This window comes from Defluviimonas salinarum (assembly GCF_026013545.1).
Classification (GTDB): domain Bacteria; phylum Pseudomonadota; class Alphaproteobacteria; order Rhodobacterales; family Rhodobacteraceae; genus Albidovulum; species Albidovulum salinarum.
In genome coordinates this window covers 82,110-101,145 of record NZ_JAPDOG010000001.1, presented here as the reverse complement: position 1 = coordinate 101,145, position 19,036 = coordinate 82,110, and the positions used below count along the sequence as shown (strand labels likewise).

Annotated in this window: 17 protein-coding genes; 12 read left to right on the top strand and 5 right to left on the bottom strand. The window is 67.6% G+C overall.

The window, feature by feature from the left end:
• Positions 1 to 14: 14 nt before the first annotated feature.
• Entirely contained in the window at positions 15 to 2,753 is a 2,739-nt protein-coding gene (locus tag OM960_RS00535; RefSeq protein WP_263332129.1) for an aminotransferase class I/II-fold pyridoxal phosphate-dependent enzyme, read from the bottom strand.
• A 69-nt stretch (positions 2,754 to 2,822) separates the two neighbouring features.
• Positions 2,823 to 3,815: a carbon-nitrogen hydrolase family protein gene (locus OM960_RS00530; RefSeq protein ID WP_263332127.1), complete on the bottom strand. Its 993-nt coding sequence runs from the start codon at positions 3,813 to 3,815 to the stop codon at positions 2,823 to 2,825.
• A 278-nt stretch (positions 3,816 to 4,093) separates the two neighbouring features.
• Between OM960_RS00530 and OM960_RS00525 the strand changes: the two genes are divergently transcribed.
• The 5 genes from OM960_RS00525 (at position 4,094) to OM960_RS00505 (ending at position 7,970) form a co-directional block, all read left to right on the top strand.
• A complete protein-coding gene (locus OM960_RS00525) occupies positions 4,094 to 5,329 on the top strand; it encodes an aromatic ring-hydroxylating oxygenase subunit alpha (RefSeq protein ID WP_264770727.1) in 1,236 nt (411 codons plus the stop codon).
• Between the two features lie 5 nt (positions 5,330 to 5,334).
• Positions 5,335 to 6,408 (top strand): FAD-binding oxidoreductase, encoded by a 1,074-nt coding sequence (locus OM960_RS00520; RefSeq protein ID WP_290428493.1) that lies wholly within the window; start codon positions 5,335 to 5,337, stop codon positions 6,406 to 6,408.
• Between the two features lie 78 nt (positions 6,409 to 6,486).
• Positions 6,487 to 7,047, top strand: coding sequence for a DUF4202 domain-containing protein (locus OM960_RS00515; RefSeq protein WP_264770726.1), 561 nt, complete (start codon positions 6,487 to 6,489; stop codon positions 7,045 to 7,047).
• A gap of 343 nt (positions 7,048 to 7,390) precedes the next feature.
• Positions 7,391 to 7,573: a hypothetical protein gene (locus OM960_RS00510; protein ID WP_264770725.1), complete on the top strand. Its 183-nt coding sequence runs from the start codon at positions 7,391 to 7,393 to the stop codon at positions 7,571 to 7,573.
• A gap of 58 nt (positions 7,574 to 7,631) precedes the next feature.
• A complete protein-coding gene (locus OM960_RS00505; protein ID WP_264770724.1) occupies positions 7,632 to 7,970 on the top strand; it encodes a TfoX/Sxy family protein in 339 nt (112 codons plus the stop codon).
• Between the two features lie 47 nt (positions 7,971 to 8,017).
• On the opposite strand, the gene ndk is transcribed toward OM960_RS00505, so the two are convergent.
• Positions 8,018 to 8,440 carry a nucleoside-diphosphate kinase gene (gene ndk / locus OM960_RS00500; protein ID WP_263332117.1) on the bottom strand — a complete coding sequence of 141 codons (423 nt, stop codon included), beginning with the start codon at positions 8,438 to 8,440 and terminating at the stop codon, positions 8,018 to 8,020.
• Positions 8,441 to 8,634: 194 nt separating this feature from the next.
• Between ndk and OM960_RS00495 the strand changes: the two genes are divergently transcribed.
• The 4 genes from OM960_RS00495 to OM960_RS00480 all read left to right on the top strand — a co-directional run bounded on the left by OM960_RS00495 (position 8,635) and on the right by OM960_RS00480 (position 12,584).
• On the top strand, positions 8,635 to 10,491 hold the full coding sequence (locus tag OM960_RS00495) for an ABC-F family ATP-binding cassette domain-containing protein (protein WP_264770950.1): 1,857 nt from the start codon (positions 8,635 to 8,637) through the stop codon (positions 10,489 to 10,491).
• A 41-nt stretch (positions 10,492 to 10,532) separates the two neighbouring features.
• Entirely contained in the window at positions 10,533 to 11,147 is a 615-nt protein-coding gene (locus OM960_RS00490) for a MarC family protein (protein WP_263332115.1), read from the top strand.
• Positions 11,148 to 11,150: 3 nt separating this feature from the next.
• Positions 11,151 to 11,726 carry a retropepsin-like aspartic protease family protein gene (locus OM960_RS00485; protein WP_264770723.1) on the top strand — a complete coding sequence of 192 codons (576 nt, stop codon included), beginning with the start codon at positions 11,151 to 11,153 and terminating at the stop codon, positions 11,724 to 11,726.
• A 75-nt stretch (positions 11,727 to 11,801) separates the two neighbouring features.
• Positions 11,802 to 12,584, top strand: a complete 783-nt coding sequence (locus tag OM960_RS00480) for a glycosyltransferase family 25 protein (protein WP_264770722.1) — start codon at positions 11,802 to 11,804, stop codon at positions 12,582 to 12,584.
• A 9-nt stretch (positions 12,585 to 12,593) separates the two neighbouring features.
• On the opposite strand, the gene OM960_RS00475 is transcribed toward OM960_RS00480, so the two are convergent.
• Positions 12,594 to 13,055, bottom strand: a complete 462-nt coding sequence (locus tag OM960_RS00475; protein ID WP_264770721.1) for a DNA polymerase III subunit chi — start codon at positions 13,053 to 13,055, stop codon at positions 12,594 to 12,596.
• On the bottom strand, positions 13,055 to 14,524 hold the full coding sequence (locus OM960_RS00470; protein ID WP_264770720.1) for a leucyl aminopeptidase: 1,470 nt from the start codon (positions 14,522 to 14,524) through the stop codon (positions 13,055 to 13,057). The genes OM960_RS00475 and OM960_RS00470 overlap by 1 nt, the downstream gene beginning before the upstream one ends.
• Positions 14,525 to 14,646: 122 nt before the next feature.
• On the opposite strand from OM960_RS00470, the gene lptF reads away from it, so the two are divergent.
• Genes lptF through OM960_RS00455 form a run of 3 tightly spaced genes read left to right on the top strand, consistent with a single transcriptional unit; the run spans position 14,647 to position 19,024 of the window.
• Entirely contained in the window at positions 14,647 to 15,777 is a 1,131-nt protein-coding gene (gene lptF / locus OM960_RS00465) for an LPS export ABC transporter permease LptF (RefSeq protein WP_264770719.1), read from the top strand.
• On the top strand, positions 15,774 to 16,871 hold the full coding sequence (gene lptG / locus OM960_RS00460; protein ID WP_263332101.1) for an LPS export ABC transporter permease LptG: 1,098 nt from the start codon (positions 15,774 to 15,776) through the stop codon (positions 16,869 to 16,871). The genes lptF and lptG overlap by 4 nt, the downstream gene beginning before the upstream one ends.
• The gene (locus tag OM960_RS00455; RefSeq protein ID WP_264770718.1) at positions 16,871 to 19,024 is read left to right on the top strand and encodes an LPS-assembly protein LptD; all 2,154 of its coding nucleotides are present in this window, start codon (positions 16,871 to 16,873) and stop codon (positions 19,022 to 19,024) included. Before lptG ends, OM960_RS00455 begins: the two co-directional genes overlap by 1 nt.
• The last annotated feature ends 12 nt before the right edge of the window (positions 19,025 to 19,036 follow it).

Below are 19,036 nucleotides of genomic sequence, written 5' to 3'. Positions count from 1 at the left end.
TGTCTCTCCCCTGTTTATTCCGCCGCTTTCGGCAGCTTGTTTTTCACCAGATTGTCGAGCGCCTCTTCGGTGAAGACGCGAAGCCCGAGGTCGGGCCGGTAGCCGTGGATCTCGTTGACGTCGAGCGCACGCATGAAGGCGAGGATCTCCTCGCTGACCACCTGCCCCGGCACCAGGATCGGAAAGCCCGGCGGATAGGGGATGATGAACGAGGCCGAAACTACCTCGCGCCCCGATTTCATCGCCTGCCGGATCGAGCCGTCGAGCGCGAGGTAGTCGCAGTTGTTCTCGTCGTAACTGAGGAAGAAGGCGGTGCGGATGTCGCCCTCGGTGGTGCTCTGGTCGCTGCGGAAGGCGTCGTGGAAACGCGAGAAGTCCGGCAGGGGCGGCAGGTCAACCATCAGCGCCTTGACCCGGTGCTCGAAGGCCAGCCGCTCCATCTTCGAGGCATCGTCGAGCCGCTCGTCAAGCTCGTTGGCGATCTCGACCAGCACCTCGATGAGATAGGCGACCGAGGACCGCGTCGTGCCGATATTGGTCATGAAGAGGACCGTGTTGCGCGAGGTCTTGTTGATCTGGATCCCGTACTTGTCCATCAGGATCTTGGTCTTGAACGTGTCGCCGTCCCAGCCGGTCCCGCCGACCGCGAGCGTCACCCGCGTCGCGTCGAGAACGAACTCGTCGCGCTCCCAGCATTCCCAGATATCGGTCCATCCCTGATGGGGATCGTAGTAGCTCTCGACGCCGCTCTCGCGATACTCGGCCGGGATCATGTCGCCCGCAGCCAGCACCTTGAAGTACTTCTGCAACAATGGATGGGTCGCGATCGCCTTGCGCATCGACATCGCCGCCTCGACCTGGCGCTGGACGAACTCGAACCCTTCAAGCTCGACCTGCCGCCGCCCGACATCGAGCGAGGCAATGATCTGGTAGTTCGGGCTCGTGGAGGTATGGGTCATGTAGGCTTCGCGGAAGCTCTGCTCGACCTCGCCCTTGAAGTCCTGGTCGTTGACATGGATCATTGAGCCCTGCCGGAGCGAGGTCAGCGTCTTGTGGGTCGACTGGGTCGCATAGACACGCACCCGCGCCTCCGGCGGCGCCACGAGCCGGGTCTTGAGGAGCGTCGCCTCGTCGGCGTCCTTCAGCTTCTCCTGTTGCTTTTCCCAGGCCTTGGCCTGTTCGGGGCTCCTGAGCTTCTCGCGCAGGTTGTTCGCGGCGTTCATCGCGGTGCGCTGGCGGTAGGTCGGGCCGAAACGGGCGAAGGCGAACCACGCCTCGTCCCAGAGGAAGATCAGGTCGGGCTTGATGGCGAGGCATTCCTCCATCACCCGCTCGACATTGTAGACGATGCCGTCGAAGGTGCAGTTCGTGAGCAGGAGCATCCGAACCTGGTCGAGCTTGCCCGCGGCCTTCAGCTTCAGGAGCTGGTGCTTGACCTCCTTCAGCGGCACCGCGCCGTACATCGAGTAGTCGTTCAAGGGATAGCTGTCGAGGTAGACGACCTGCGCGCCCGCGAGCACCATGCCGTAATGGTGCGACTTGTGGCAGTCGCGGTCGATCAGCACGATGTCGCCCGGCCGCATCAGCGCCTGCACCACGATCTTGTTGCAGGTCGAGGTGCCGTTCGTGGCAAAGAAGGTCTGCTTCGCGCCGAATGCCCGCGCCGCGAGTTCCTGCGCCTTCTTGATCGGCCCGTGCGGCTCAAGGAGGCTGTCGAGCCCCCCGCTCGTCGCCGATGTCTCGGCGAGGAAGATGTTCGGCCCGTAGAACGCCCCCATGTCCTGGATCCAGTGCGAGCGCGAGATCGACTTGCCGCGGCTGATCGGCATGGCGTGGAAGACGCCCGTCGGCTGCTTGGAATACTCCACCAGCGCAGTGAAGAACGGCGTCTTGTAGCGCGACTGCACGCCCCGGAGGATGTTGAGATGCAGTTCGAGGAAGTCCTCCTGATTGTAGAACACCCGCCGGCAGATACCGAGATCGAGCCCGGCGATCTCCTCGACCGAGCGCTCCGTGACGAGATACGCGTCGAGCTCCGGCCGCACTTTCGCGATGAGCCGACAGAGCTCGGGCCCGTAATCCTCTGCCTTCAGCGACTCGATCCCCTCTGCGCCGCCGGCGCGGTTCAGGTAGCGTTTCAGGATCGGCAGATCGGTCTTCGACTTCAGGGTCAGCCCCGGCCGCACCACGACCGCCTGGACGTTGTGGTTGAAGAGGATGCCGATCAGCGCGTCCTCCAGGCTCGGCACGACCACGGTCTCGTAGACGAACGGGTCCTCCGGCCGCCGCATCCGCTGGACGTTGTTCCTAAGCCAGCGTTCCTGATGCTCGTTCAGGTCGTCGACGATCATCACCTCGAAATAGTGCCGCGCCAGAGCCCGCGCCTCGGGCGAGAGCATCGCCTCGTCCTCGTGATCCTCGGCATCGGCACTGTCGCGGTCGAGTGGGATGTGGCGGCGGCGATAGGCGCCGGTGGCCAGCGCCCGCGCCGCTCGGTGGGTGCCGAAGGCAAGATCGTCGAGATTGCCGTGCTCGAACTGCCGCCGGAGATGGTCGAAGGCCTGTACGCCCGGAAAGGCCCAGTAGGTCTCGACCAGCGCCAGCGCGTCGAAGAGCCGTTCGATCTCCTTGCGCAGGGCGTCCGCCTTGCGGCCCGAGGGGTCGCGCGCCAGCGCGGCGGTGGCCGCGCGCAACGCGCTCCACCGGTCCGAGCGGAGCTGGATCGCCGAATAGTAGTCGTTGACCGATTGCATGGCCTCGTCCCCGTTTTATACGGCGACCGAGGATTTGCGGGTCAGCGCGCGCTCGGCAGACCCGAGCGCTCAGCCGCTCGCTGATTTGTCCGCCAGTGGTGGCGGAAGGTCCTCCGCATCCGATCTCGCCGAATGGAAGGCCAGATTGTGAACAGCATGCGACATTGTGTGAGCGCTCACAACCGGTATTTCCAGCCCGAGCCGCGAGCCCTGACGCGGCATCTCCAGAGGCCCGAGGGTCTTGAGATAGGCATCCGCTCCACTCGTCCGGTCGTAGACGCTGAACTCCGCCGAGCGGTCGCGGAAGCTCTTCAGCACCTGGCCCAGGCCCTTGATCCCGGTCTCGCGCTGACGCCGGACCTGATCGAGATCGACCTCGATCGGGAACATGTCCTCCTGTCCGCCCGACTGGTGCAGCACCGTCGCCGCCGGATCGACGACGAGCGAACGCCCGACGCCGCCGGCGCTCAAGCCGTTCACGTCGATGACGTAGCACTGGAACTGCGCCGCCGTCGCCCGCGCGATCGCCAGTTCCGCGTCGCGGTCGGTGGTGCCGGTCAGCACCGGGTGCAACAGCACCTCGACCCCGGCCGAGGTGAGCTGGCGCGTCGTCTCCGGGAACCAGATGTCGTAGCAGATCGAGAGCCCGAAGCGGCCGACCTCGGGCACGTCGAAGACGCAGAACTCGGTTCCGGCCTCGACTTCCGATTCATAAGGTCTGAACGGGAACATCTTGCGGTAGCGGCTGACCACATGGCCCGTCGGGTCGATGACAGCGGAAGTGTTGTAGATCCGCCCGTCCTCGGCCTTCTCGAACATCGAGCCGGGGATCAGCCAGACCTTGTAGCGCCGTGCCGCGGCGCGGAACTGGTCGAGCGCCTCGTTCTCGAAGGGCTGCGCGAAGCGCGGCAGCGGGCCGTAGGGCGCCAGCTCCGAGAAGAGCACCATCTGGGTCCAGGGGAAGCGCGCCATCAGGATATCGAGGCGATGGATCATGCCTTCAACGTTGGAGTTGAGCGCGCTGACATGCATCTGCACGCCGGCAATGGCGAAAGGGGTCATATCCGTATCTCCGTCGGCCGTCCGCCCCGCGAGGCAGGACAGGCCTTAGTCCGTTCGTCGCTCTCCATAGCGGCAAATCGACGGCACGGAAACCAGATCGCGCAAAAGTGTGGCGCGGCCGCCGCACCGGCCGGGCGGGACCGCGCGGCGGCGGCCGTTTCCACAGCGTCAATTATCGGTGGCAAGATGTCGCTTTCGACGCTCCACCTCTGTCGTTTTCGGCTCATAAGCGCCCGGCATTCCACCCACGGCCGCCGGCCGCCTCAAGGACCCCGCCCATGCTTCGCGATTCCGACATCCTCTCGCAGCTACTCTCGCGCCGCCCGAAGACCTCGCTTGGCCGTGACTTCTACACCGCCCCCGAGGTCTACGACGCCGACATGCGGCTGATCTGGACCCGCGACTGGGTCTACGTCGCCTCCGCGCCCGAGATTGCCAAGCCAGGCAACTTCGTCACCGTCCAGATCGGCGACTATTCGGTGATCGTGGTGCGCGGCAACGACAATGTCGTCCGCGCCTTCCACAATTCCTGCCGCCACCGTGGCAGCCGGATCTGCCAGACCGCCAAGGGCTCGAACCCGAAGCTCGTCTGCCCCTACCACCAGTGGACCTACGAGCTTGACGGCCGCCTCCTCTGGGCGCGCGACATGGGCAAGGACTTCGACGCGTCCAAGCACGGGCTGAAGCCGGTCCATTGCGACATGGCCGCCGGCATGATCTTCATCTGCCTCGCCGAGACCGCGCCCGACTTCGCGCCCGTGAAGGCCGAAGCCGACCGCTACACCGCCAAGCACACGCTCGCGGACCTGAAAGTGGCGCACCAGTCGACGATCATCGAGAAGGGCAACTGGAAGCTCGTGCTGGAGAACAACCGCGAGTGCTACCATTGCTCGGGCTCGCATCCGTCGCTCTGCCGCACCTTCAACGACGACCCGAACCTCGTCGGCGCCGACGACAGCGTCTCCTCGCCCGCCGGTGCGGCCCATGTCGCGCGCTGCGAGGCCGCGGGCCTGCCGTCGAAATACATCATCGACCCCAACGAACAGTGGCGCCTCGTCCGCATCCCCTTCGTCGGCGACGCGGTCAGCTACACGATGGACGGCAAGGCGGCGGTGAAGAAGATGCTGCCCGGCATGCCCTTCGCCAACGCGGGCTCGCTTCTCTTCTTCCACTACCCCAACACCTGGAACCACTTCCTGTCGGATCACGTCCTGAACTTCCGCGTCCTCCCGGTCAGCCCGACCGAGACGCAGGTGACCACGACCTGGCTCGTCCACAAGGACGCGGTCGAGGGCGAGGATTACGACATCCAGCGCCTGACCGAGGTCTGGGAAGCGACCAACGACGAGGACCGCCACGTCGTCGAGCAGAACCAGCTCGGCATCAACTCGCCCGCCTACGAACCCGGCCCCTATTCGGACCTGCAGGAAAGCGGCGTGATCCAGTTCATCGACTGGTATGTCGCGACGCTGCAGAACCGGATGGTCGGCCGCAAAGTCATCGCTGCGGAGTAACGCCCATGATCCCGATGCCGCGCGAAAACACGCCGCTCTGGAATGACAGCGAACCCCTGGAATGCGTGATGGTCATTCCCGAGGCGCCGAACGTGAAGACATTCTCGTTCCGGCCGCCCTCGGGGGGCACGTTCCTGTTCCGGGCCGGCCAGTTCCTCACGCTGGAACTGCCGGCGCCGGGCGGCACGGTGTGGCGGACCTTCACCATCTCTTCGAGCCCGACCTCGAACGCCTATGTGACGATCACCGCCAAAATGCAGCCCGACAGCGTCGGCGTGCGCTGGATGTTCGAACACCTCCAGCCGGGCATGCGGATCAACGTCAAGGGGCCGGGCGGCGTCTTCCACCTGCCGCGCCAGCCGGACGGCAAGTACCTCTTCATCTCGGCCGGTACCGGCGTGACGCCGATGATGTCGATGGCCTCGTTCCTCTTCGAACGCGGCGAGGATCCCGACATCAGCTTCGTCACCTGCGCCAAGCGCCCGTCGGACATCGTGTTCCGCAAGCGGCTGGAATACATGGCGAGCCGGGTGCAGGGCCTCAGGCTCAACTTCGTCGTGGAGCACGAGGAACCCTACGAGGTCTGGACCGGCTATCGCGGCTACTTCAACCAGCTCATGCTCGGCCTTATGGCGCCCGATTACCTCGAGCGCGACGTCTATTGCTGCGGCCCCGAGGGCTTCATGCAGTCGGTGCGCGACATGCTCCACGCGCTCGGCTACGACATGTCGCGCTACCACCAGGAGACGTTCCAGGCCCCGGTGCTCCGAGTCGAGGACATCGAGATCCCCGACGACGTGGTGCCGCAGGAAACCGCGAAGGCCGAGATCGCCTTCGTCAATTCCGAGGTCGTCTCCACCTGCGCCGAAACCGACACGATCCTCGCGGTCGCGAAATCCTCGGGGCTCAACATCCCCTCGGGCTGCAATATCGGCGTCTGCGGCACCTGCAAGGTCAAGACCCGCTCGGGCCAGGTCCACATGGTCCACAACGGCGGCATCAGCGAGGAGGACGTCGAGGCGGGCTATGTGCTGGCCTGCTGCTCGCACGCGATCGGCCGCGTCGAGGTCGAGATCTGACCCCCGGCCCCGGGCGCGGCTTGACCGCGCCCGGCGGCTTTGCGACGGTGCGTCCTGCCCCCCGCATGAAGGACCGCCATGACCCGCCTCGCCACCACCCTCGCCGCCATCGACGCCGCCAATAGTGCGGACCCCGACCGTCACGAGGGCGCGCCGGCCGCGCGGCTCTACGGCGAGCGCATGACGGCGGAACTGGAGCGACTCTTTCCCGAGGCCTCGGATGCGCTCCGCATCGCCGCACGCGGCCAGCACATCGAGCGCTGGACCTCGCCGCGTTCCGACTATCCCGAGGGCCGCGAGGGCTATCTCACCTGGCGCCGCGACCTCGCCGCCTTCCATGCCAGACGGGTGGGCGGGATCATGGCCGAAGCGGGCTATGACGAGGCCACGATCGCCCATGTGGGCACGATGCTGCGCAAGGAGGGCATCAAGCGCGACGCCGAGGTGCAGGCGCTCGAGGACGTGATCTGCTTCACCTTCCTGCGCTGGTACTTCTCCCCCTTCGCCGAGGGCCGCAACGCGGAGGAACTTGAACGCATCGTCGCCAAGACCGCGCGCAAGATGTCCGCGGAGGCCCGCGCCCGGGCGCTCGCGGAGTTCGACCTGCCGGAGCCCTTCGCCGCCGCCTTCCGGGCGTAACCGCCTGACTTCCCTGACGAGTCCGGGCCGCCGATCCACCCGATCCCGGGCGAGACTCACTCCGCAATCGACGGTTGTGGCCTCCCCCCGATACCCGCCTGAAGCCGTTTCCGTATCGGCAATCGTGACCTATCGCGCACAGCGACTGTTGCCGAATTGACCCGCATTCCGGCGGCTTTCCGCGCTGCGGCTAGGCGTGGAAGCCGAAGAGGCGCAGAATCGACTTGACGGTGCCGGATCACGACCATATCTGCGCCGCGCCAAAGCCACCGTCACGTGTTGGCATGGCATGAGGACAGGCTACCGAATGCGGCCCGTGGGCCGCGCTGCAAGGAACGAAGAGATGGAATACCCAAGGCAGATGGACGCGGGCCAGGAACGGTCTGAACAGACTTCCGTCGGCACCCCCCGGCCCCGCCAGCAGAGCGCGGAACAGCCGGTCTCGCGGCAGCAGCAGCAGTCGGAAGGCGAGCGCGTCTCCGGCCAGATGGGCGCGACGATCTTCACCGACTGGGCCTCGATCTGAGCCCTTGCGGGCGGCGCGCCCGCGCCGCTAGTCTCGGGGCTCCGACCGAGGAGTCCCGATGCCCCGCTCCGTATCCGCGATCCCCAATCTGGGCCCCGCCTCCGAGGCCGCCTTCGCCCGCGCCGGCATCGGCTCGGCCGAGGAGATCGAGGCGATGGGCGCCGACGCCGCCTATCTGAGGCTGCTGCAATCGGGAACGCGCCCCCATTTCATCGGATATTACGTTCTGGTCATGGGCCTTCAGGGAAGGCCCTGGAACGATTGCGCGGGGGCCGAGAAACAGGCGCTCCGTACCCGCTTCGACGCGCTCAAGGCCGAGGCGATGCCCTCCAAGGGAAAGGACCGCTCCCGGCTGGAAGCGGTCCTCGATGAGATCGGGCTTCTCCGCCCGCGCTGAGACGATTTTTAAGGAAAAATCGTCCGAAAATTCTTAAAGAATTTTCGTCAGCCGACGAGTTCGAGACCCGAGAAGAAGAAGGCGATTTCCTGCGCCGCGGTTTCGGCCGCATCCGAGCCGTGGACCGAGTTCTCGCCCACGGAGAGCGCGAATTCCTTGCGGATCGTACCGGCGTCGGCATTGGCGGGGTTGGTGGCGCCCATCACTTCGCGGTTCTTCGCGATCGCGTTCTCGCCCTCGAGCACCTGCACCACGACCGGGGCAGAAGCCATGAACTCGCACAGTTCGCCGTAGAAGGGGCGTTCCTTGTGGACTTCGTAGAACTTGCCGGCCTGCTCCATCGAGAGCTTGATGCGCTTCTGCGCGACGATGCGGAGGCCCGCGTCCTCGAACTTTGCGTTGATCTTGCCGGTCAGGTTGCGGTTGGTCGCGTCGGGTTTGATGATGGACAGCGTGCGTTCGATCGCCATGTGATGTGCCTTCTGATTGGGGGACGCCGGGCGTCGTGCCGCGCGTCGGATGATCCGCGCGCCTGCTAGCATGGGTCTTCACGAATGAAAAGGTGGCGCGGGCGTCGGGTGCGGATGCCTCCGGCGGGGATATTTGCAGCAAGATGAAGGCAGGGCGCTTTCAGCGGCAGGGCGGCTCTGCTATGGCGGCGCCGATGCTCAGGATCGCCGACATCACCTATTCCGTCGAAGGCCGCCCCCTGTTCGAGGGCGCCTCGGCGACGATTCCGGCCGGCCACAAGGTCGGTCTCGTGGGCGCCAACGGCGCCGGCAAGACCACGCTCTTCCGGCTGATCCGCGGCGAGCTCGCGCTCGAGGGCGGCGAGATCGCGCTGCCGACCCGCGCCAGGATCGGCGGCGTGGCGCAGGAGGTGCCCTCGTCGGCGACCTCGCTCCTCGACACCGTGCTCGGGGCCGATACCGAGCGTGCCGAGCTGATGGCCGAGGCCGAGACCGCGACCGACGCGCACCGCATCGCCGAGATCCAGCACCGGCTCGCCGATATCGACGCCTGGTCGGCTGAGGCGCGGGCCAGCGCGATCCTCAAGGGGCTCGGCTTCGACAATGACGACCAGCGCCGGCCCTGTTCGGACTTCTCCGGCGGCTGGCGGATGCGGGTGGCGCTCGCGGGCGTGCTCTTCGCCCAGCCCGACCTTCTGCTGCTCGACGAGCCCACCAACTACCTCGACCTCGAAGGTGCCCTCTGGCTCGAGAGCTATCTCGCCAGGTACCCCCATACCGTCATCATCATCAGCCACGACCGCGGGCTTCTGAACCGCGCGGTGGGCGCGATCCTGCACCTGGAGAACCGCAAGCTCACGCTCTGGTCCGGCCCCTACGACCAGTTCGCCCGCCAGCGCGCGGCCCTGCGCGCGGTGCAGGCGGCCGAGGCGAAGAAGCAGGACGCGCGCCGCGCGCATCTGCAAAGCTTCGTCGACCGCTTCAAGGCCAAGGCCTCGAAGGCGGTGCAGGCCCAGAGCCGGGTCAAGATGCTGGAGAAGATGACGCCGATCCTCGCCCCCGAGGAGGCGAAGAAGGTGGTCTTCACCTTCCCCGAGCCCGAACAGCTCTCGCCGCCGATCGTCACCATGGAGGGCACCTCCGTCGGTTATGACGGCCCGCCGGTGCTGCGCCGCCTGTCCCTGCGCATCGACCAGGACGACCGGATCGCGCTTCTGGGCCGTAACGGCGAGGGAAAATCCACGCTTTCCAAGCTTTTGGCGGGCAAGCTTCAACCGTGTGACGGCAAGGTCGTGCGCTCATCGAAGCTCCGAATCGGCTATTTCGCCCAGCACCAGGTCGACGAGCTGCATCTCGGCGAGACGCCCCTGCAGCACATCCAGCGGCTCCGCCCCGAGGAGAGCCAACCCAAGCTTCGCGCCCGGCTCGCGGGCTTTGGCTTGGGCGCCGACCAGGCCGAGACCGTGGTCGGCCGGCTCTCGGGCGGCCAGAAGGCGCGGCTCTCGCTCCTTCTGGCGACGCTCGACGCGCCGCATCTCCTGATCCTCGACGAGCCCACCAACCACCTCGACATCGAGAGCCGCGAGGCGCTCGTCGAGGCGCTGACCGAATATTCCGGCGCGGTGATCCTCGTCTCCCACGACATGCATCTGCTCGGCCTCGTCGCCGACCGGCTCTGGCTCGTGAAGGGCGGCGCGGTCGCGTCCTATGACGGCGATCTCGACAGCTACCGGCGCGAGCTCCTGGCCGGCGACGAGGCGGCGAAGCCCGCCGAGAAGGCGAAGCCGAAACCGGCGCGCGCGGTGTCGCGCGACGCGGTCCTGGCGCTCAAGGCCGAGGTCCGCAAATGCGAGGAGCGGCTCGAAAAGCTCGCCGAGATGCGCGAGCGGCTGTCGGCCAAGCTCGCCGATCCCGCGCTTTACGAGGACGCCCGCATCCAGGAGCTCGAGGGCTGGAACCGCAAGTTCGCCGAGATCGAGGAGGCGACTGCCCGCGCCGAGGCGCTGTGGATGGCCGCGGCCGAGCGGCTGGACGCCGTGGAGGCGGTCTGAGCGCTCTTGCCGAAACCGGCCCCCGGCCCTAAGGCTTGTGCATGGATACCGCGTTCCTGATCACGGCCTTCGCCACGCTCTTCGTCGTCATCGACCCGCCGGGGCTGGTGCCGATGTTCATCGCGCTCACGCAGGGCATGGATGCCGACCATCGCCGCCGGCTCGGGCTCCGCGCCTGCCTGATCGCGGGCGGCCTCCTGACGCTCTTCGGCCTCTTCGGCGAGTCGATCCTCGGCTTCATCGGCATCTCGATGTCGGCCTTCCGCATCGCCGGGGGAATCCTGCTCTTTCTCACCGCGCTCGACATGCTGTTCGAACGCCGCACCCAGCGGCGCGAGGGCCAGCACCCCGACCCGCATCACGACCCCTCGGTCTTCCCGCTCGCGACGCCGCTGATCGCCGGGCCCGGCGCGATCGCCACGATGATCCTCCTGATGGGGCAGTCGGGCGGCGGCTGGCAGGGCACGCTGACGGTGCTCGGCCTGATGTTCGCGATGCTCACGGTCACCTTCCTCTTCTTCCTCGCCTCGCCGCCGCTCGAGCGGCTGCTCGGGCGCACCGGGACCGTGGTGATCACCCGGCTCCTCGGCATGCTCCTCGCCGCGCTTTCGGTCCAGTTCGTCATCGACGGCGTGCGGGAAACCGGGATGGTTTGACCCGTGGAGAGCGGCGACTTTCCGCGGCTCGTCTACCTCGGGCTCCTGCTCGCCGTGATCGCCGGCTATTTCCTGTTGGCCAACCGCCGGCAGCTCGGCAAGGTCGCGCAGCAGGCCGCGATCTGGGGGCTGATCTTCCTCGGCGCGATCGCCGTCGCCGGGCTCTGGGACGACATCCGCCGCTCGGCCCGCCCAGCCGAGGCGGTGATCCGCGGCGACAGTATCGAGGTTCCGGCGGCCGCGGACGGGCATTTCTACCTCATGGCGGAGGTGAACGGCGTGACGGTCCGCTTCGTCGTCGACACCGGCGCCACCGACATCGTGCTCACCCAGCGCGACGCCGCGCGGGCGGGGCTCGATCCCGAAGGCCTGAACTACTTCGGCACCGCGATGACCGCGAACGGCCGCGTCGCGACCGCGCCGGTGCGGCTCGACACGCTGGCGCTCGGCGGCGTGAGCGATGCCAACGTGCCCGCCGTCGTCAATGGCGGCGAACTTGACACATCACTACTCGGAATGAGCTATCTCGGCCGCCACGAGGTAACATTCTCGCGCGACAGGATGATCCTGAGGCGCTGACCGGATCGCGGCGCGCCAGGCTTGAATGCCGCTGCCGCGGATCCTGCAGCGCCCCCCAAACAGGAGGCGCCGCCCATGACCGTCGAGGCGCTCGTCATCAGCCTTCGGTCCGCCGCGGCCCGGCGGGCGATGCAGGAGGCGCAGCTTGGCCGGCTCGGGCTTCCGCACCGGCTCCTCGATGCCGTGAACGCTGCCGGGATTCAGGCCGCCGATCTCGCGCGGTGGCAAAGAGCGTGGTGCCGGCCGCTCAGGGCCAGCGAGATCGCCTGCGCCCTGAGCCACCGGCAGGCCTGGTCCGAGGTGGCCGCCGGTACCCAACCGCGGCTCATCCTCGAGGACGACGCGGTGCTTGGCCCCGCCACTGCCGCCGTGCTTGACGTGCTGCAGCACAGATCCGGTCTCGACTGCGTGACGCTCGAGACCTTCACCCTCCCCAAGCTCCTCGGCCGGCGCGTTGCCATCGGCGCGACGGGTCACATGCTGGCGGAGGTGTTCCGCGACAGCGCCGGGGCCGCGGCGTACCTGCTCTGGCCCGACGGCGCGCGGCGGCTGCTCGCGAGTCTGCCAGGTCTCCTGCCGCCGGCGGATGCCGCCATCAATCTGACCGTCGGACTGCGCATGTACCAGGTCGAGCCGGCCTGCGCGATGCAGGCGATATTCCTGCCGCGGGGCGAAGGTATCACGCCCGAGGTTGCCGAGACCACGATTTCGAACGCGCCGCGGCCGAAGGTGGATTCGGCCGGCGACTGGCTCCGCTACAAGCTCCGCCGCCTTCGCGTCTCGGCCATCCTGCTCAGAAAACGGCTGCGAGGGCTTGGTCGGTCGCAAAAACGGATCGCCGAGTTTCGCATCGCGTAACCGCCGGCTTCAGCCGCTCTCCGCCTTCTTCTGCCAGCGGCCGCTCTCCTCGCTCCAGTACTGCGCCGGTACGCCGGCGCCGGTCAGCGCCTTCCACTGGCCGCGCGCGCGCTCGACCGCCGCCGGGTCGTTACCGTCGAAGATCACGCAGACCCGCTCCAGCGCGCGGCATTCCTCCGGACCGATCTCAGCGCCATCGACCGCCATCAGGCACTGCGCGCCGTTCGGCGCCTCCGCCCCGAGGGTCAACAGAACCGGCTGCAGCGCGTCATGCGGCCCCCCGGCGATGCCGTGCGGCAGGAAGCTCTCCTCGCCCCCGAGCCAGAGCTTCTGGTCGAGCCAGTCGAGACGCTCCGCCCCGCGCCCCCGCACCACCACATGCCAGCCCGCCTGCAGCGACTTCGCCAAGAGCATCGGCAAGGTCGCCTCCAAGGGAGACCGCGTCAGGTGGTAGAAGAGCGCGTTGCCCATCAGCCCTCCAGCATGTCGCGTACCAGCCGGTCGAGCGCCATCACCCCCCAGCCCGACGCCCCCTTGGGCGCGAGCACGGTCTCCTTCGGCGGTAGCGCCACCCCGGCGATGTCGAGATGGCACCACGGCGTCTCGTCCTTGACGAAGCGGCGCAGGAACTGCGCCGCGGTGATCGAGCCCGCGGGCCGCCCGCCGGTGTTCTTGATATCGGCGAGCCGCGACTTGATCAGCTCGTCATAGGCCGGCCCCATCGGCATCCGCCAGGCGCCCTCGCCCTCGGCGTCCGCCGCCTTCAGGAACGCCGCGCAGAGCTTGTCGTCGTTCGAGAACACGCCCGCGTTCTCGTGGCCGAGCCCGATGATGATCGCGCCCGTGAGCGTCGCGAGGTTGATCATGCCGGTCGGCTTGAACCGCTCCTGCGCGTACCAGAGCACGTCGGCCAGCACGAGCCGCCCCTCGGCATCGGTGTTGATAACCTCGATTGTGTCGCCCTTCATCGATTTGACGATATCACCCGGCCGCTGCGCCTTGCCGTCGGGCATGTTCTCGACGAGCCCGACGAGGCCGACGACATTGGCCTTGGCTTTCCGGAGAGCGAGCGTCCGCATCACCCCGGCGACGACGCCCGCGCCGCCCATGTCCATCGTCATCTCCTCCATACCCAGGGCGGGCTTGATCGAGATGCCGCCGGTGTCGAACACCACGCCCTTGCCGACGAGCGCGAAGGGCGCCTCGCCCTTCCTGCCGCCGTTCCACTGCATGACGACGACCTTGGAGGGGCTTTCCGACCCCTGCCCCACGCCCAGAAGCGCCCGCATCCCGAGCTTTTCGAGATCCTTCTCCTCCAGCACCTCGACCGCGAGGCCGAGCTTCTTCATCGCCGCCAGCCGGTCGGCGAAATCGCTGGTGGTCAGCACGTTGGCGGGCTCGTTGACGAGATCGCGGGTGAAGCAGACGCCCTCGGCCACCGCCGCCATCGGCGCGAAGGCCGCCCCGGCATCCTCGGGCTTGTCGACCATGACCACCGCCGCGCCCTTCGCGGGCTTCTCGGCGGTGCGGTACTCGGCGAACTCGTAGCCCCGAAGCGCGAGGCCGAGCGCGATCTCGGCGGCGCGCGGATGGTTCGCGGCAAGGACCGTTACGCCACCCTCGCCCAAAGCCTTGCCGATCGCGGCACCGGCCTTGCGCGCCTCCGCGACCGAAGCGCGGCGGGCGAGCTTCACGAGCTGCACCGCCTCGGCCTGAAGCCCCGCCGGGTAACCCAGGTCCATCGCCTCGCCGGGCTTGAGCTTGCCCCAGGCCTTGCCTTCCATCGCGCGAGTGATCGCCCCCTTCATCTGCCGGTCGAGCCGGCGCGCGACCGTTCCGGGCCGCGCATCGGGAGCGAGGATCACGGCTATCCGGCCTGTGGCAGCGGTCAGGGCATCGAAATCGGTGGCGGTGAAGGTCACGGCGACGGGTGCGCTCATCTGGGATCTCCGGCGTGGTTTTGCCGGACCCTACAGGCGGCTCCGGTGCTTGGCCAGATAGGAGTTTTCCCGCCCGAAGCTTTCGGCTAGGGATGGGCGCGCAGGAAACAGGAGAAGACGAAGTGTCCAGATTCGACAGGTATATGCTGTCGCAGTTGATGATGCTTTTCGGCTTCTTCGCGCTCGTCCTCGTGGCGGTCTACTGGGTCAACCGGGCGGTTCTGCTCTTCGACCAGCTGATCGCCGACGGCCAGTCGGCCTGGGTCTTCCTCGAATTCACCGCGCTCACGCTGCCCAACGTGATCCGCCTCGTCCTGCCGGTCGCGGCCTTCATCGCCTCGGTCTACGTCACCAACAGGCTCTCCTCGGAGAGCGAGCTCGTGGTGATGCAGGCGACCGGATTCTCGCCCTTCCGGCTGGCGCGGCCGGTGCTCTATTTCGGCCTCGTCGTCGGCCTGATGATGGCGGTCCTCGTCCATGCGCTGGTCCCGGCGAGCCGGGCCAAGCTCTCCGAGCGGCGCGCCGAGATCGCCGAGAATGTCGCCGCGCGGTTCCTCGGCGACGGCGACTTCCTGCATCCAGCGCCGCAGATCACCTCCTATATCCGCGAGATCACCCCGAGTGGCGAGCTGCTTGACCTTTACCTCTCCGACATGCGTTCCCCGGGCGAGCGCACCGCCTATACCGCCGAACGGGCGCTCCTGGTCCGGACCGAGTCGGGGCCGAAACTGGTGATGTTCGACGGGATGATCCAGACGCTCGACACCAAGACCAAGACGCTCGCCCTGACGCGGTTCGAGAACTATTCCTACGACATCGGCGCGCTGATCGGCCGGCCGGGCGAAGGCAAGCCCACGGTGGACGAGGCTTCGACCGCGACCCTGCTCTGGCCGGATCCCGCGATGGCCGCGCAGATCGGCGCGAGCCGGAACGAAATGCTCTTCGCCGGCCACGAGCGGCTCTCGCAGCCGTTCCTCGCCGTCGTCGCCGCGCTGATCGGGTTTTCGACGCTCCTGACCGGTGGCTACAGCCGCTTCGGGCTCTGGCGCCAGATCGTGGTCGCGGTCTTCCTGCTGATCGGCGTGCAGTTCCTCGTCAACGGCGCCACCAACATGGCCACCCGCGACCCCGAGCTCTGGCCGGTCGTCTACCTGCCGATCCTTGCCGGTCTTGCGGCCGCCGTCGCGCTCCTGTCGATCTCGGGGCGGAGCCGGCGGGTGCGGCACGACCTCGTCGGGGCGGTGGCGTCATGATCCTGTCGCTCTACATCGCCCGGCGCTTCTTCACCATGTTCCTCATGGTCTTCGCCGGCTTCTTCGCGGTGCTCTACCTGATCGACATGGTCGAGGAGATCCGCCGCTTCGCGGACCAGGGCCTCAGCCTCGCCGCCACCGCCGAGCTGGCGCTCCTCAACACGCCGCAATCGGCCTACCGGATCCTGCCGATGACGGTGATCCTCGCCGCGATCGCTCTCTTCCTCGCGCTCGCGCGCTCCTCCGAACTGGTGGTGATCCGCGCCGCCGGCCGCTCGGCGTTGAGCATGCTCATGGCGCCGCTCGCCGCCGCCCTCGTCATCGGCGCGATCGCGATCACGATCCTCAACCCGATCGTCGCGGGCACCGCCAAGCGGTACGAGGAACTGTCGAGCCGCTACAAGCTCGGCGACGGCAACGTGCTGTCGGTGTCCCGCGAAGGCCTCTGGCTCCGCCAGGGCGGCCCCGACGGCCAGACCGTGATCCGCGCCGCGCGCGCCAATTCCGACGGCACCACGCTCTACGGCGTCTCGTTCACCACCTTCGCGCCGGAAAGTGGCCCGGTTTCGCGGGTCGACGCGGCGGAGGCGACGCTGGGCGAAGGTGCCTGGATCCTGAGGGATGCCAAGCGCTGGCCTTTCGTGCTCGGCGCCAATCCCGAACGCGACGCGACCCGCTTCGATGTCTTTCGCCTCGCCTCCGACCTCACCGCTGACCAGATCCGCGAGAGCTTCGGCGCGCCCTCGACGATCCCGATCTGGGAACTGCCGGCCTTCATCGACAGCCTCGAACGCGCCGGTTTCTCGGCGCGCAAACACAATGTCTGGCTACAGATGGAGCTCGCGCTGCCGCTCTTGCTCGTCGCGATGGTGCTGGTCGGCGCCGGCTTCACGATGCGCCACGCCCGCTCGGGCCGCACCGGGATGATGGTGCTCCTGGCGATCGTCTCGGGCTTCGCGATCTTTCTCCTGCGCAACTTCGCCCAGGTCCTCGGCGAGAATGGCCAGATCCCGGTCGCGCTCGCCGCCTGGAGCCCGCCGCTCGCGGCGGCCCTCCTGTCGCTGAGCCTCGTGCTGCATCTGGAGGACGGCTGATGCGCCTGATTGCCGCCGTGATCGCGGCCCTTCTGCTCGCAAGCCCCGCCGTCGCGCAGGATGATGCCGCGCAGGCCACGGCAACGCTCGTCGCCGACCGGGTCTACCTCACGGGCGACGACACGCTCACCGCCGAGGGCGCGGTCGAGGTGCTCTACAAGGGCGCCCGGCTCACCGCCGAGAAGATCGTCTACGACAGCACCGGCGACCGGATCCTCATCACCGGCCCGATCAAGCTGATCGACGGCCAGGGCGCGGTCGCGCTCGCCGATTCCGGCGAAATGTCACGCGACCTGACCGAGGGGGTGCTCCGAAGCGCGCGGATGATGCTCGACCAGCAGCTCCAGCTCGCCGCCGTCGAACTGCGGCGCACGGGCGGCGGCCGCTACACCGCCTTCGACAAGGTCGTCGCTTCCTCCTGCCAGGTCTGCCCGAGCAACCCCGTTCCGCTCTGGGAGATCCGCGCCCGCCGGGTGATCCACGATCGCGAGAAGCGCATGCTCTACTACCAGCACGCGCAGTTCCGCGTCTCCGGCGTGCCGATCTTCTACACGCCGCGCCTCCGGATGCCCGACCCGACGCTCGACCGCGCGCCGGGCTTCCTGATTCCGCGCTTCCGCACGACCTCGGCCCTCGGCTTCGGCGTCAAGCTGCCCTATTTCCTGCCGCTCGGCGACAGCCGCGACGTCACGTTCACGCCTTATCTCTCGTTAAGCCGGACCCAAACGCTGGAGTTCCGCTACCGCGAGGCGTTCCGCACCGGGACGGTCGAGTTCAACGGCGCCCTGAGCGACGACGACATCGTTCCCGGCAAGACCCGCGGCTATCTCTTCGCCGAAGGCAGCTTCCGACTGCCGCGCGACTTCCGGCTCGACTTCACGCTGCAAGGCGTGACCGATGACGCCTACCTGCTCGACTACGACATCAGCGAGACGGACCGGCTCAGGAGCGGCGTCTCGGTGACCCGGACGCGGCGCAACGAACATATCGACGCGCGGCTCTTCCGCTACTGGTCGATCCGCTCCGGCGACGACAATTCGGTACTGCCGACCTGGGTCGGCGATGTGACGTTCAAGCGCCGCTTCGCGCCCAGCCAGCTCGGCGGCGAGGGCCAGATCACGGTGCAGTCCCATTCCCTGCGCCGCAGTTCCGAGATCGACACCGACGCCAACGGCGACGGCATCACCGACGGCCGCGACGTCGCGCGCGCGACGCTCCGGGGCGACTGGCGCCGCAACTGGGTTCTCGCCAATGGCATGGTCGTCTCGACCGAGCTCCAGGCCACCGCCGATGTCTACGCGATCAGCCAGGACGCGAGCTATCCCGGCACCGTGACCCGGTTCACACCGGCCGGCGCGGTCGAGCTCCGCTGGCCCTGGGTCCGCTACGAGGATCGCGGCGCAAGCCAGGTGCTCGAACCGGTGGTCCAGCTGGTCTGGAGCCCCGACACGGCCGACGACGTACCCAACGAGGACAGTCAGGTGGTCGCCTTCGACGAGGGCAACCTCTTCGGCTTCAATCGCTTCCCGGGCGCCGACCGGCACGAACTCGGCACGCGGCTCAACGTCGGGTTCGGCTGGACCCGCCACGCGCCCGGCGGCTGGTCGATGGGCGTGACGGCCGGCCGGATCTTCCGGGCCGAGGACCTCGGCCAGTTCACGCCGGGCAGCGGGCTCGACGGGACGGCGTCGGACTGGCTCGTCTCGGCGCGGGTAGATTCCGGCCAGGGCCTGACCGTGGTCAACCGCGCGCTCTTCGACGACAGGTTGGATTTCAGCCTCGACGAGCTCGGCATCGCCTATGCGCGCGACCGCTACGCCGTCGCGGCGAGCTATCTCTGGCTCGTCGAGGACCCGATCGAGGGCCGGCCGTCGCCAAGCTCGGAACTGCTGATGAATGCCCGCTGGGACGTCAGCCGCAACTGGCGCGGCCGGATCTCGGGGCGCTACGACTTCGAGGCCGCGAGCGCGGTCCGCGCCGGGCTCGGCCTGACCTATCTCAGCGAATGCGCGACGATCGATCTTTCGCTCTCGCGTCGGTTCACGTCCTCGACTAGTGTGAACCCCAGCACGGATTTCAATGTCTCGGTGGTCATGAACGGGTTCGGGACCGGCAACGACGGGCGACGCTACCGCCGCAGTTGCTCTTACTGACGACGACGGGAC

Excerpts from the sequence above, each read along its gene's own strand:
- OM960_RS00455 (WP_264770718.1), top strand. The coding sequence starts at position 16,871 with ATGCGCCTGATTGCCGCCGTGATCGCGGCCCTTCTGCTCGCAAGCCCC.
- OM960_RS00480 (WP_264770722.1), top strand. The coding sequence starts at position 11,802 with ATGACCGTCGAGGCGCTCGTCATCAGCCTTCGGTCCGCCGCGGCCCGG.
- lptG (WP_263332101.1), top strand. The coding sequence starts at position 15,774 with ATGATCCTGTCGCTCTACATCGCCCGGCGCTTCTTCACCATGTTCCTC.
- OM960_RS00475 (WP_264770721.1), bottom strand. The coding sequence starts at position 13,055 with ATGGGCAACGCGCTCTTCTACCACCTGACGCGGTCTCCCTTGGAGGCG.
- OM960_RS00510 (WP_264770725.1), top strand. The coding sequence starts at position 7,391 with ATGGAATACCCAAGGCAGATGGACGCGGGCCAGGAACGGTCTGAACAG.
- OM960_RS00535 (WP_263332129.1), bottom strand. The coding sequence starts at position 2,753 with ATGCAATCGGTCAACGACTACTATTCGGCGATCCAGCTCCGCTCGGAC.
- OM960_RS00525 (WP_264770727.1), top strand. The coding sequence starts at position 4,094 with ATGCTTCGCGATTCCGACATCCTCTCGCAGCTACTCTCGCGCCGCCCG.
- OM960_RS00470 (WP_264770720.1), bottom strand. The coding sequence starts at position 14,524 with ATGAGCGCACCCGTCGCCGTGACCTTCACCGCCACCGATTTCGATGCC.
- ndk (WP_263332117.1), bottom strand. The coding sequence starts at position 8,440 with ATGGCGATCGAACGCACGCTGTCCATCATCAAACCCGACGCGACCAAC.
- OM960_RS00495 (WP_264770950.1), top strand. The coding sequence starts at position 8,635 with ATGCTCAGGATCGCCGACATCACCTATTCCGTCGAAGGCCGCCCCCTG.
- OM960_RS00520 (WP_290428493.1), top strand. The coding sequence starts at position 5,335 with ATGATCCCGATGCCGCGCGAAAACACGCCGCTCTGGAATGACAGCGAA.
- OM960_RS00490 (WP_263332115.1), top strand. The coding sequence starts at position 10,533 with ATGGATACCGCGTTCCTGATCACGGCCTTCGCCACGCTCTTCGTCGTC.
- OM960_RS00530 (WP_263332127.1), bottom strand. The coding sequence starts at position 3,815 with ATGACCCCTTTCGCCATTGCCGGCGTGCAGATGCATGTCAGCGCGCTC.
- OM960_RS00505 (WP_264770724.1), top strand. The coding sequence starts at position 7,632 with ATGCCCCGCTCCGTATCCGCGATCCCCAATCTGGGCCCCGCCTCCGAG.
- OM960_RS00515 (WP_264770726.1), top strand. The coding sequence starts at position 6,487 with ATGACCCGCCTCGCCACCACCCTCGCCGCCATCGACGCCGCCAATAGT.